The sequence below is a fragment of the Deinococcus sp. Arct2-2 genome, from assembly GCF_004801315.1.
Lineage (GTDB): Bacteria > Deinococcota > Deinococci > Deinococcales > Deinococcaceae > Deinococcus.
Map to the genome: position 1 here is coordinate 51801 of NZ_SSNW01000020.1, position 12471 is coordinate 64271.

At 61.6% G+C, this 12471-nt stretch carries 12 protein-coding genes and 1 tRNA gene; 6 read left to right on the top strand and 7 right to left on the bottom strand.

What is annotated here, in order from left to right:
• A complete protein-coding gene (gene hisA, locus E7T06_RS10465; protein WP_136365738.1) occupies nt 1–747 on the bottom strand; it encodes a 1-(5-phosphoribosyl)-5-[(5-phosphoribosylamino)methylideneamino]imidazole-4-carboxamide isomerase in 747 nt (248 codons plus the stop codon).
• 72 nt (nt 748–819) lie between these two features.
• Here hisA and E7T06_RS10470 point away from each other — a divergent pair, with 72 nt between their 5' ends.
• Nucleotides 820–1965: a glycosyltransferase family 4 protein gene (locus E7T06_RS10470; RefSeq protein ID WP_136365739.1), complete on the top strand. Its 1146-nt coding sequence runs from the start codon at nt 820–822 to the stop codon at nt 1963–1965.
• A gap of 187 nt (nt 1966–2152) precedes the next feature.
• Here the strand turns inward: E7T06_RS10470 and E7T06_RS10475 are convergent.
• From E7T06_RS10475 to E7T06_RS10495, 5 genes are all read right to left on the bottom strand, one after another.
• A tRNA-Leu gene (locus E7T06_RS10475) sits at nt 2153–2237 on the bottom strand.
• Nucleotides 2238–2443: 206 nt separating this feature from the next.
• Nucleotides 2444–2644 carry a hypothetical protein gene (locus tag E7T06_RS10480; protein WP_136365740.1) on the bottom strand — a complete coding sequence of 67 codons (201 nt, stop codon included), beginning with the start codon at nt 2642–2644 and terminating at the stop codon, nt 2444–2446.
• A gap of 533 nt (nt 2645–3177) precedes the next feature.
• Nucleotides 3178–4002 carry a transglutaminase family protein gene (locus E7T06_RS10485; RefSeq protein ID WP_136365741.1) on the bottom strand — a complete coding sequence of 275 codons (825 nt, stop codon included), beginning with the start codon at nt 4000–4002 and terminating at the stop codon, nt 3178–3180.
• Between the two features lie 264 nt (nt 4003–4266).
• Nucleotides 4267–5220, bottom strand: a complete 954-nt coding sequence (locus E7T06_RS10490; RefSeq protein WP_168733474.1) for an alpha-E domain-containing protein — start codon at nt 5218–5220, stop codon at nt 4267–4269.
• Nucleotides 5220–7082 carry a circularly permuted type 2 ATP-grasp protein gene (locus E7T06_RS10495; protein ID WP_136365742.1) on the bottom strand — a complete coding sequence of 621 codons (1863 nt, stop codon included), beginning with the start codon at nt 7080–7082 and terminating at the stop codon, nt 5220–5222. The genes E7T06_RS10490 and E7T06_RS10495 overlap by 1 nt, the downstream gene beginning before the upstream one ends.
• A 269-nt stretch (nt 7083–7351) precedes the next feature.
• Between E7T06_RS10495 and E7T06_RS10500 the strand changes: the two genes are divergently transcribed.
• Nucleotides 7352–7540, top strand: coding sequence for a hypothetical protein (locus E7T06_RS10500; protein ID WP_136365743.1), 189 nt, complete (start codon nt 7352–7354; stop codon nt 7538–7540).
• Nucleotides 7541–7605: 65 nt separating this feature from the next.
• Nucleotides 7606–8427, top strand: coding sequence for an HAD family hydrolase (locus E7T06_RS10505; RefSeq protein WP_240740964.1), 822 nt, complete (start codon nt 7606–7608; stop codon nt 8425–8427).
• A 267-nt stretch (nt 8428–8694) separates the two neighbouring features.
• Here E7T06_RS10505 and E7T06_RS10510 read toward each other — a convergent pair whose 3' ends face one another.
• Complete coding sequence (locus tag E7T06_RS10510; RefSeq protein ID WP_136365744.1) at nt 8695–10146, bottom strand: ATP-binding cassette domain-containing protein; 1452 nt, start codon at nt 10144–10146, stop codon at nt 8695–8697.
• A gap of 62 nt (nt 10147–10208) precedes the next feature.
• On the opposite strand from E7T06_RS10510, the gene E7T06_RS10515 reads away from it, so the two are divergent.
• From E7T06_RS10515 to E7T06_RS10525, 3 genes are read left to right on the top strand one after another with little or no spacing between them, the layout of a single operon-like run.
• Nucleotides 10209–11147: an SPFH domain-containing protein gene (locus tag E7T06_RS10515; RefSeq protein WP_136365745.1), complete on the top strand. Its 939-nt coding sequence runs from the start codon at nt 10209–10211 to the stop codon at nt 11145–11147.
• A 4-nt stretch (nt 11148–11151) separates the two neighbouring features.
• Entirely contained in the window at nt 11152–11628 is a 477-nt protein-coding gene (locus tag E7T06_RS10520; RefSeq protein ID WP_136365746.1) for an NfeD family protein, read from the top strand.
• 2 nt (nt 11629–11630) lie between these two features.
• Nucleotides 11631–12245: a hypothetical protein gene (locus E7T06_RS10525; RefSeq protein ID WP_136365747.1), complete on the top strand. Its 615-nt coding sequence runs from the start codon at nt 11631–11633 to the stop codon at nt 12243–12245.
• The last annotated feature ends 226 nt before the right edge of the window (nt 12246–12471 follow it).

Below are 12471 nucleotides of genomic sequence, written 5' to 3' on the forward strand. Positions count from 1 at the left end.
TCAGTCCAGCGCCGGAACCGGATAAGGCAGCGTGCCTTCATAAATGGCGCGGCCCACAATCGCCCCGTGAATGCCTTCCTCCGCCAGCAGACGCACATCGTCCAAGTTCGCCACGCCGCCGCCCACGATCAGGGTATTCACCCACAACTGGCGTACTTGCTGCATCAGCTCCCGGTCTAGGCCGCGCAGAGTGCCGTCACGGGTCACGTCGGTAAAGATCAGGGTTTCTAGGCCCGCGTCGGCCAACTGGGGCGTCAAGTCGGCCACCATCAGGCCGCTGCCCTGCGCCCAGCCGTGCGTCGCCACTTCCAGCCCGCGTGCGTCCAGGCTGACCACCACGCGTTCGGGGCCGTGTGCGGCAATCAGTTCGGCCACCAGATCAGGGTTCTTAACGGCTGCCGTACCAATCACCACGCGGTCTACACCTGCTTTCAGAAGGGCTTCGGCGGTGGCGCGGTCACGAATGCCGCCGCCGACTTCTACCGGCACGCCCAATTCTGCGGTAATCCGGGCAATAACGGCGCGGTTTTCGCCCCGGCCTGTGGCAGCGTCCAAATCCACTAGATGCACCAACCCGGCCCCCAACGCCGCCCAGTGCCGGGCCGCCTCCAACGGAGACTCGAAATATACGGTTTCCTTGTCAGGATCGCCCTCGTACAGCCGCACGGCGCGGCCCGATTGGATGTCCACGCACGGAATAATCAGGGGCAAAGGCTTGGGCGCAGGGCCAGAAACGGGCGTCGTCATGCGGGCCAGCATAGCGGCTTCCTTTGTCCTTCCTTCCTGACCGGCCTAAACCGGGTTACACTGCCCCCTGACGTGCGAATCGGGATTGTGACTGCCACCTACCAACCTTCACGCAACGGGGTTGCCACGAGTACGGCGCTGTTTGCACAGGGTCTGCGCGAACGCGGCCACAGCGTCAGCGTCTTCGCACCGCGCCACCCGCTGATGCCGCCGCACGAGCCGGGGGTATACCGCCTGAATTCCTCGTTTGCCGGGGCGCGGGCCATGGGCGCTCCCGCCGATTATCCGGTGATGCTGGCTCCGGGGCCGCTGCTGACTTCCCGCCTGCCGCTGCGCGATCTGGATGTGCTGCACACCATGCATCCCTTTTTAGCCGGACGGCTGGCCCTGAATTGGGCGCGGTTGTCGGGCGCTCCGGTGGTGTTTACGGCCCATACGCAATACGAGGAATACCTGCACTACACGCCTATGCCCAAGCGGGTAGGCCGCGCCATTTTGCGCCCGCATGTGGCCGCCTTTGCCCGCCGTGTAGACGCGGTGCTGGCTCCGGGCCGCGCCATGCAGGACATGCTGCGCGACTACGGTTTTGGGGGAGAAGTACAACTGTTCCCCAACCCAGTCGACCTCGCCGCCTTTCAGCAGGCAGAGGGGCTGACCTTCCGCGCCAAGTACCACATTCCGCCTGACGCGCCGCTGGCGATGTATTTGGGCCGCCTCGCCCCCGAAAAAAATCTGGCCGTGATGCTGCACGCCTTCGAGCAAGCCCGCGCCAGCCGCCCCGATCTGCGCCTGCTGGTGGTGGGCGACGGTTCCAGCCGCGAGGAAGCGCAGGCGTTGGCCTCCGACGCCGTGACCTTTACCGGGCCAGTGCCCTACGCGCAGGTGCCGCAGGCTTTGGCTGCCGCCGACGCGTTCATTACCGCCAGTACCTCCGAAGTGCTGCCCATGAGCATGATTGAGGCCTTGGCTGCTGGCACGCCGCTGGTGGCCGCCCGCAGCCCCGCCGCCCTGGACCTGATTCAGGAGGGCATCAACGGCACCGTGCGCGAGCCGAATGCCGACGCTTTGGCCGCCGGACTGCTGGAAGTGCTGTACCCGGCCCACTTGCCCCAGCTTCAGGCGGGCGCACGCCACAGCGCCCAGCAATACGATTTGCGGGCGCGGGCAGAGGCGTTGGAACAGGTGTATCTGCGGGCCATTGCCAGAAAGCGGCGCTGAGAATGGGGTTTTGCTCCCTCACCCTTGAGGGGGGACTCGCAGAGCTGCGGAGCAGTGGGCCGGGGAGGGGGTGAGTGAGCGCAGCGATTGCCCTATGAGTGAACTTCAATTTAGGAGACTTCACTAGCTGTTTCATGCGCTCCACACAGCAAAACAGCCCCCGCATCGCTGCTGGGGGCCAGATCTGTGGTGCCGAGGATGGGACTTGAACCCACACGCCGTGAAGCGCTAGTCCCTGAAACTAGTGCGTCTACCAATTCCGCCACCTCGGCATCATCTTGGTTGCGCCCGCGCAGGGCGCGTTTCAGGGCTTGTTTACTTTAGCCGCGACTTCCCCAACTGTCAACAGGCAAGCCGCCGCGATCTAGTTGGGAAGCCAGATGGCTTAGGCCCACGCTGGGGCGGTTTGGCCCACTGGCACAGCCTAAAGCCGGAGAAACTCAGCTGTGGAGTCTCTCCGTCTGAGGGGGTACTGAAGTCAGCGGCGGCGCGTGGGCGTTGCGCCAAAGCGCTTTTTGGCCTGCGTCAGCACAAAATCAAGGGTGCGGTCACGCTTGCGGGCCTTGCTGTATTTGCTGCGCTGCCCAGTTTTGCCCCGCCGAACCATGCTGATAATTTCCAGCACGATAGGCGCGAACACGGCGAGTTTCTTCAGGCTGCTGGAACGGGAAGTTTTCATGTCAGTAGGTACGGGTGATGGGGCAGAAAAGTTGCTGGAGGTAGGCTCAGATTAAAGGCAAGATAAAGGGAGCGGGCTAGGTGCGGCGCTCCCTTTGGGGTTGGATGGTTTTAGAACAGAGTCCACCAATGACATTTTGGTAGCTTGCTCGTATCAATGTCTACGGTCAGATAGGCGAGCTTGGCCCGGATAGAGTGGGGGTAGACGGTGATGTATTTGGTGGGATTATCTTTGATTCGCTGCCAGTCGAGGTAATCTCCGTAAACAACTATGTCTTTGCTTAGGAGAATTTTTCTACTATTCTGACACTTGATAATTAACAGTTGCTCGCTAATTCTAATTTCTGACATACCGCCATCAAAAGTATTCCTGCCTATGAGTGAGAATCGGCCCAAGCTGATAGAAGAAGCTTTTAGGAGGGTGAAGTTTTGGGGTACGCCACAGGAGCTTAGGGATATCGTCAAAAAGATTAAGCTAAGAAGACGACTGCCCTTAAACACGGCAAGTCGTCTGATCTCTTAGATTTGATTTGGTCACTGCTCGCCGTACACCCTCACTTCTACATCCAGTTTGCCGCGCCCGCCGCCAAAGTACGTGCCGCGCACTGGCGAAACGTCGCCGTATTCGCGTCCGTGACCGATCTTGATGTGCTTTTCGCCCGCCAAACAGTTGTTGGTGGGATCGTAGCCCAGCCAGCCGTATTCGGGAATCAGGCACTCGGCCCAAGCGTGGGTGGCTTCTGCGCCCAACATGTCGCCGCCGCTGTACAGGTAGCCGCTGACATAGCGCGACGGAATGCCCAACTGCCGCGTAATGCCCAACATAGCGTGCGTGAAGTCTTGGCACACGCCGCGCCCATGCTGGGCAAATTCGGCCAGCGGGGTATTCACGGCGGTGGCTTTGGTGTCGTAGGAAAACTGACGGTTTAGGCGAGTCGTCAAGTCCATCAGGAAGGTGGGCAGATCGTCGGCGGGGCTGGGGCGGGCCACGCCGAAGATTTCCGGCCAGTCTCCGCTGGGGACACGGGGGCTGGCGACTAAGAACTCGGTATTTCTGGCCCGCGCCTCACGCAGCACGCTAAACGGCGAGGGCGCGGGCATGGTCACGGCGTGGGTGTCCACGATGGCCTGCGCCTCTATTTTCAGGTAGCGGTGCGGTTCGTGCACATGGACGTGGTGCACGATGGCCCCGAAATAGTCCTTGTGGGACGTGATTTCGGCTTCGGGTTCCACTTGAAGGTGAAAGGAGCGCACGCTCTGGCGTACCTCGCGGGCCGGGTGCAGGCGCACCTGATTAAACGAATCCCAAGCGGGTTCGGGGTAGTGGTATTCGGTGGTATGCCTTATCTCGCAACGCATGGTTCGGGCCTCATCCTGATTCCGTACCCACTGCCGAGCCGTGCGGGTGGGCAGCGGCGCGGGGGGACGTTCCGGCGGCAGTCTGACACGCGCCGCCGCCGCGCAATGTCACGTAGAGCAGACGACTCCTTCCGGCGCAGCGCAGGCAGGGGTGCTAGAACCCGTCTGGGCGCGGGGCAAACCGGATGGGTGGGTTCGCTGGGGGCAGCAATTTGGGGGAGGCGTTGCCAGACCGTCGCGGTTCCGTTCATTCCTGCTGCCCGCTCATTCTTGTTGAAAGTACGCCGCAGTGATAGACGCGCCTACCCGGTTGAAGTCGCCCAGCAACTCTTCCAGGGAAGGATTGTCTTCATCCAGAATGTCGGCCACGCGGGCGTATTGCAGCCTCGCTACCAACCAACGCGACAGGCGCGGAATTTCGGGATGTGCGCCGGGATGGTGGCGCTCGATCTGCATCAGGGCCGCTTCCAAGTTCTCGGCGCTGTAACGCACGCTGCGCGGAAAGAACTCGTCCAGCAGCAAGAAATCCCCGATGGTCTGGGGGTCTATGCCGCTGTGAACGCGCTTGCGGTACGCCTCGTAGGCGCTGGCTCCCTTCAGCACGCTGACCCAGCGCTGATCCTGCATGGCCCGCTGACCGGGGTCTTCGACTGGACGGGCGTCTATGCCCCGGTAACGGCTTTGCAGCACGCGCAGGGTGTTGTCGCCGCGCTCCAGCATTTGCCCCGCCCGCATAAACGACCAGCCTTCGTCGCGCGGCAGGGTGGCAAAAGCGATGCCGAAGAAAAACTGGCTGGCATCGCGGGCGGCGGCGCAGTATTCGAACAGGCCGTCGCGGTCTAGCACCGATTCATTTTCAAAGCACAGGCTCAGATAAGAGGTGTTCAGCGCCTCCCACATCTCGGAGGGAATGCGGTCACGCAGGCCACGCGCATTTTCGCGGGCGCGGGCCACGCTGGTGGCAATACTGGCGGGATTGTCGCGGTCAAAGGCCAGCCACGCGCTGATAGAGCGGGCGTCCACGCGGCCATATTTGGCCCGCAAGTCGGCGTCACCGCCCGTCAGTTCCAGCAGCGGCATCCAGTATTCGCGGGCGCGGCCTGCCATTTCCAGCGTGGCGTAATAGTTGACGTTCAGCAACCGGGCCGTGTTCTCGGCGCGTTCTATGTAGCGCCCAATCCAAAATAGGTTTTCGGCGAGGCGAGACAGCAACAGCATCAGCGTTCCCCTTCCTTAGTCTGGCCCGGTTGGTCGCCGTCCAGTTGGTCTTTTTCCAGCTCCTGCTGATATGAATGCTGCCCCGGCGAATCGGGTGCGGGCGGCGGCAGCGTGCCCCCAGAAGTCCGTTTCTGAGCCTGACTCTGTATTTGGCCCTGACTCTGGCTTTGCCCATACGCCTCGATCTGGGCTTCCTCGCTGGCCTGCACGCGGGCCTGACTGAAGCTGGGCTGCGCTTGGCTCTGGCTTTGGCCCAGCGCCTGTGTTTGACCCTGAGACTGAGTTTGACCCTGACTCTGGGATTGACTCTGGCTCTGGCTGCCCACCGGAACCGCTCCGAAGCCGCCCTGAAACTGGCTTTGGGCCTGATTCTGTGTCGTCTGACCGTCGCCGTGCATGATTTGGCTCATGCCCTGTGGCGTGGCGGGGCCGTCGTGGTCTAGCACCCACGTGTCCTTGCTGCCGCCGCCCTGAGAACTGTTGACCACCAGACTGCCGCGCCGCAGCGCCACACGGGTCAGGCCGCCGGGCACGATTGTTACGTCTTTGGTGCCGTACAGCACGTAAGGGCGCAAGTCCACATGTGCGCCTTCAAACTTGGTGGAATCCGGGTAAAAGGTAGGATGGCGGCTGAGGCCCACCACCGGCTGAGCAATGAATTCACGCGGCTCTAGGCGCACTTTGATCAGGTAGGCGTCGATTTCGTCGCGGGTGGCATACGGCCCGATGAGCATGCCGTAGCCGCCCGCCTCGCCCACTGCCTTAAACACCAAGTCTCCGGCGTTGGCGAGCATGTATTCCAAGTGGTCGGCATTCCAGCCCAAATAGGTCGGAACGTTGTTCAGCAGCGGCGCTTCATTCAGGTAATAGCGGATCATGTCGGGCACGTAGGCGTACACGGCCTTGTCGTCGGCTACGCCGGTGCCGATGGCGTTGGCAATAGCCACGCGGCCCTGACGGTACACCTCTACCAGTCCGGCCACACCCAACGAACTGTCGCGGCGGAAGGCCAACGGATCAAGGAAATCGTCGTCGATACGGCGGTAGATCACGTCTACTTGCTTGCGCCCGCCCGTAGACCGCATCCAGACCCGGCCTGCATCCACAAACAGGTCGCGGCCTTCCACAAGTTCCACGCCCATTTGCTGGGCAAGGTAAGCGTGCTCAAAGTAGGCGCTGTTGTACATGCCGGGAGTCAGCACCACGACTGTGCCGTTGTCGCGGGGGCTGACCGACTGCAACACTTCCAGCAGCGCGGTGGCGTAGTGCTGCACGGGCCGCACGCCCTGTGCCTCGAACATGCCGGGATAAATGCGGGTCATGGCCTGCCGGTTGGCCAGCAGATACGACACGCCACTGGGCGAGCGCAAGTTGTCTTCCAGCACCAAGTATTCGCCCTGCTCGTTGCGGATCAGGTCGGTGCCGACGATGTGGGTATAAATCCCCTGCGGCACCTTGACGCCGTGAACTTCGCGCCGGAAATGGGCCGACGTATACACCAGTTCGGCGGGAATCACGCCGTCGCCCAAAATCTGTGCATCGCCGTAAATGTCGCGCAGGAAGGCATTCAGCGCCTTCACCCGCTGTGTCAGGCCTGCTTCTACGTGTGACCACTCGCCCGCCGGAATGATGCGCGGCACGGGATCGAAGGGAAAGGTGCGCTCGGTGCCCTGCGAATCGCCGTACACGGTAAAAGTGATGCCCTGATTGCGAAACGCCAAATCCAGTAGGCGGTGACGCCGCTCGAACTCGGCTACCCCCAGATCACTGATGTATTCCTCGACGCCCTGATAGTGCGGGCGAACCTGCCCATCTGGCGTGAACATCTCGTCAAAGAACCTGTCTCCCGGCTCGTACTTCATGTTCCCGCCTCCTCTAGTGAGGTTTCCCTCGCTGCGACTAGATGCCCCAAGATAGCGGACGAAAAAAAGTGCATCACTCGGCGGTCAGACAAGAGGGAGATAGGAGAGGGCGGGGTGGGCCTGAGCGGGAGGGGTTTTTGTTGCCTAGAACGAAGTTTCTGTAGTTTTAGCAGTTCGATCAAACACAGTGGATTCATCAGCGTAAGCCTGCTTGACGCCCGGTCAACTCACTTGTATGCTGCCCCGCGTGACCTCACCTTCTAAATCAGTTGTGCGCAAGAAATGCCAGCCCTAATAAAAACGGCCTTGGCTGGTGTTGTGGGCGCTGGCCTGCGCTGCATTGGCTCTCTCTGTTTGCCGACGCTTTGGGCATTGCACACCTGCGCGGCTGGATCGTGGGCGCGTTTTTTGTGGGCGAAGTGCTGATTTATGGGGCGCTGGACAAGGCGGAAGGCTGAATAAAGCTAGGGCCAACGCTTCAGGCTGACTTTCCCCGTTCACTTGGCCTGCTACCCTAGCCAACGTGACTCGCCGCCCGCCCACCGATGATTCTTCCCGTCAGCCTCCCGCCACGCTGCCCCTGTTGGTGGCCTTCGACCTAGACGGCACGCTGATTGCCGATGGAGCGCGGGATATTCCGGCGGCGACGGCTGAGGCGTTGGCCCGTCTGAAAGCGTTGGGCGTGCAAGTCGCCATCATCACAGGCCGCGACTTGCCGCCCGACGCCGTGCGCGAGGCGGTGCAGCCCGACGCCGTTGCCACCAACAACGGTGGGCGTATCGAAATTGGCGGCACGCTGCATCAGGAATCGCGTTTTGGGCCGGGGGATCTGGAGGCGGTGCTGGGGCACGAACTCGACGACGCCCGCATGGTGCTGTTTGCCGCCGACTGTATTTATCTGGATATTCCGAAAGATATGGAGCCGGAACCGTGGATGCTGCTCCGCACGCACAAACCACTCTCCGAAGCGCCCAGCGAGGACATTCAAAAAGTCGGCTTTTATCATCTCGACGTAGCTGCTTTGGCGGGCCGTTTGCGCCAGTCTCATCCCCATCTCGTCCTGACCGGAGCGCAGCCGCCCTACCCCCACTTTCTGACGGTTACACCGGACGGAGCACACAAGGGCGCGGCCCTGACCCTGATCGCGCAGGCGCTGAATGTACCGCTAGACCACACGATTGCCTTTGGCGACAGCGACAACGACGAGGCGATGTTGGAAGTGGCTGGACACGCCGTGCAAGTCGGCACGTTGCCCCTGCTGGCCCAGCACGCGCATCAGCAATTGCCGGATCACTTGGCGTTGGCGGAGTATTTGAATGGGTTGGCGGAGAGGGTAGAGGGGTGATAAGTGGGACTCTTGTTAATCCCTGTGCGAGTCGGCAACCTCTGATACTTGCTGGGTTTGGCAAGCAACTAGAGTTGACGATTCCGGGCAAACCCCCCAGTCTGCTCCGCAGCCAGCCCCCCTTGAGGGGAGCGCAAAATCTTTTCTCCCCACCTTTAAGGGGGGGCGTTGCGTCAGCAACGGGGGGGTTGTTCTGCCAAAGCCTCCCAGTATTGCCAACCCAAGCAAGAATCAGGAAGTGGGCCTCTGTTCTTAGACCCTTTGACCCTAGACCCTTAGACGCTCTTCCAAATGCAAATGATGCGTCATCCCCCCCGGCGCGTCACTTTCCCGGTGGGCAATGACCATCAGGTGCGTGCCAGCCGCAGCCAATTCGGGCAGCAGGGCCAGAAACCGTTCCCGGTGCGCCGTATCCAAAAAGTCCAGCCCTTCATCCAAAATCAGGAGCTTGGGTGCGTGTAGCACGGCGCGGGCCAGCAGCAGGCGGCGCAGTTGCCCCTGCGAAAGCGTGTCGGCGGTGCGGGGCAACAGGTCTTGCAGGTGCAGGCAGGCGGCGAGGTGCTGCACCGCTTCGGCCTGCGCGGGCGTCGGTGTGGGTGCAAAGCCCTCGGTGCCGTCCCACGCGCTCGCCAGAATGTCAGCCCCTGTCCAGTCTCGGCGCTGGCGGATGCCCACTTCTGCCCCGATCAGGCCGATGGTGCGGCGGCGCGTGCTGAGTAGGTCGCGTTTGCCGAGAGCTTGCAAATACGGGCGTTCCACCGTTCCGCCCAACGCCGCATTCAACTCCCCCGAAATCAGCCGTGCCAGCGTGCTTTTGCCGCTGCCGTTCTCGCCCGTGACCAGCCAGTGTTGCCCCGCCTGCCACGTCCAGTCCAGCGGCCCCAGTGCGGCGTGTCCATTGCGGTACACGGTTACGTTTCGCAGCCGAATCAGGTCACCGCTGCCGGGGGGAAGGGGCAGGCAGATGGGTGTTTCGGGGGCCAGAACTGCGGATGCATCCTCATGCAAAACCCGTCCACCATCGACCCGGACGGTGCGCCAAGGCAACTTGGGGGCTTCTTCGGGGCGGTGGGTGGCGAGGATAACGGCCACGCCCGACGCATAGACCCGCTCCAGCACGCGGCCTAGCGTGTAGCGTGCGCCTTCGCTCAGGCCGTCTGTGAATTCATCCAGCAGCAGGGCTTCGGGCCGGGGCATCAGGGCGCGGGCCAGCACCACCCGCCGCCGCTGCCCGTGGCTCAGTATCCGGAAATCACGCTCTAGCAGGGCCTCCAACTCGGTCAGGGCTACCACTTCGGCCAATCTTGCCAACGCTTCCGGCGTGGGTTCCCACAGCCGCAGCGTATCGCCCTCAAATCCGGCCAGCAGCACGTCCTGCACGGTCTGTTCCCACTCGCGGGTCAAGTAGAAGGCTTCGGCATCCGGCCCCACTACGCTCAGAGTGCGGCGGGCATGGACGGCGTGGCGCTGGGTCTGCCCATTCAGGTGATACATTCGTTCCCCCGCTGCCGGAGCCAATTCACCCGCCAACAGCCGCAGCAGCGACGTTTTCCCGCCGCCGTTCGGCCCCGCCAGCCGCAACGCCTCGCCCCGCTTCAGCGTCAGCGTCACGCCGTCTAGCAGCGTGCGCCCGCTCGCCACCACCCGCACGCCGCGCAGTTCTATCAGAGGGCGTGTGTGCGTTCCTGCCTGTGCGTTCGCTGCCGTGTCCACCGTCATCCCCGCTAGTCTAGCCCCCAGCTAACCGGGAACTTCCGCCCCTCTGGGCGCGTACCTCTAGCATGGGATTTACAATTTTTGTGGTGGTGCTGCTGTTACTCGTGTTCGTCACCCTATTGTCGGGTATTAAAAGCGTGCCGCAAGGCTACGAATGGACTCAGGAGCGGTTCGGCAAGTTTCAGCGTGCCCTCAAACCGGGCCTGAATATCATCATTCCCTATATAGACCGCATAGGCCGCCGCGTGAACATGATGGAACAGGTCATGGACGTTCCTAGTCAAGAGATCATTACCAAAGACAACGCGCTGGTCACGGTAGACGGCGTGGTCTTTTATCAAGTGTTGGATTCGGCCAAAGCCAGTTACGAGGTTCGCAACTTAGAGCAGGCCACCCTCAACCTCACCATGACCAACATTCGTACCGTCATGGGCAGCATGGACTTAGACGAACTGCTGTCTAACCGCGATCAGATCAATGCCCGCTTGCTGATGGTAGTAGACGAAGCTACTGAGCCTTGGGGTGTTAAAGTCACGCGAATTGAGGTCAAAGACATCAAGCCACCTGCCGATTTGGTAGCCAGCATGGCCCGTCAGATGAAAGCCGAGCGCGAAAAACGGGCCAATATTCTGGACGCGGAGGGGTTCCGGCAGGCCGCCATCCTGAAGGCCGAAGGCGAAAAGCAGGCCGAGATTTTGAATGCCGAAGGCCGCCGCCAAGCCGCCTTTTTGGAAGCTGAGGCTCGCGAGCGCTCTGCACAGGCCGAAGCCGAGGCCACCCGCGTCGTCAGCGACGCCATTGCGGGCGGCAGCGTGCAGGCCGTCAATTACTTCATCGCCCAGCGGTACATAGATGCCCTGAAGGAAATTGCCATCGCTCCCAACCAGAAGACCCTGATTTTGCCCATCGAAGCCACCGCCGTGCTGGGCAGCTTGCAGGGCATTGCCGAGATTGCCAAAGAAGCGTTCGGCGTGGGTGGCAACGCGGGCAAGGGCCGAGGCTAGGGCCATGCTGGACTGGCTGCCCACGCTAGAGCGGGTTCAACCTTGGCACTGGTGGGTGCTGGGGGCTATCCTCCTCATTCTGGAAGTCGCAGCCCCCGGCGTGTTTTTCGTGTGGCTGGCGCTGTCGGCCTTTAGCCTTGGCCTGCTGGTGTTCGTGCTACCCATGCCTGTGCCGCTGCAACTGCTGCTCTTTGGCGGCCTCAGCGTGGTGGCCGTGCTGGTGGGCCGTTATTACCTTAACCGCATTCCGGTGGGCGGCGAGGAAGGCGAAGGCCTGAACATGGGGGCACACCGCTTTACGGGTCGCACCGTCACCGTGACCACCGCCATAGAAAACGGTATAGGCCGCGTGCGCGTGGGCGACAGCGATTGGCGGGCCACTGGGCCAGACGCCCCCGCCGGAAGCCGCGTGCGGGTGGTGGGCGCAGACGGCAGCACCGTGCAAGTCGTGCCAGAAGCCCTGCTGGAAGACGTGAAATAAGCGTGGAGCCGTTTGGTAAGAAGCTGAGCAACAAGAAGAAGGTACGCGGCGGCAAACGTCAGGCGGCGCGGGTGGAAGCATGGCGGCAGGCGCACCGAACGCCTGACCTGAATCACCTCGAACATTACGGTTTCGACTACGCCAAACTAACCCTTGACCCCTGGTTCCGCCTGTCTCGCCGCACGCCCCCAGCCCGTTTGCGTCGTCAAATGCTGGCCGCGCTCCTAGATGTCCGGGCAGCTTGGGCCGAGGCTCTAGCTCAACCACCGGATTATCTGGCGGTATGGGTAGGCTGGCCGAATTTCATGGATTCTCAGATGGTGCTGGCAACCGGGGATCAGGCCAAGTATTACCGTGCGCTGCATCCGGTGTTGGAAGAATCCAAGCTTTTGCCGAACGCATCGGGACTCACACCCGCCCTGCACGCCGATCTTTCTGCCCTGAACTGGCGCGAAAGCTTAGATGAATACCCTTTGCTGGCCGAAGACTTACCCGATGACGGCGGCGCGTGGCTGAGCAGTCGGCCCCACCGAATCACCCCACTCCGGGCAGGCGGAGCGGTGTATTGGCTGGAGCGCGGGCGGGTGTGGATTGGGGAAGATGGGAAACTCAACTGAGTCCTTGCTATTTATTCCTTATGCCTGACCTCAAGCGGTTTTAGATCACTTCTTCTCAACTCAAAGTAGCTGGCATCTACACGTCCAACTTCATGGCCCTCGGCTTTGAAAATGTAAGTCCGCTCCGCACCAAAATTACTTGAAAATATGGCACGCCGAACACTCTGTATAACCCCGTTTAGGGCTGGGTAAGATTGTGGGCGAGTACGGCGAGGACAACTCGGAA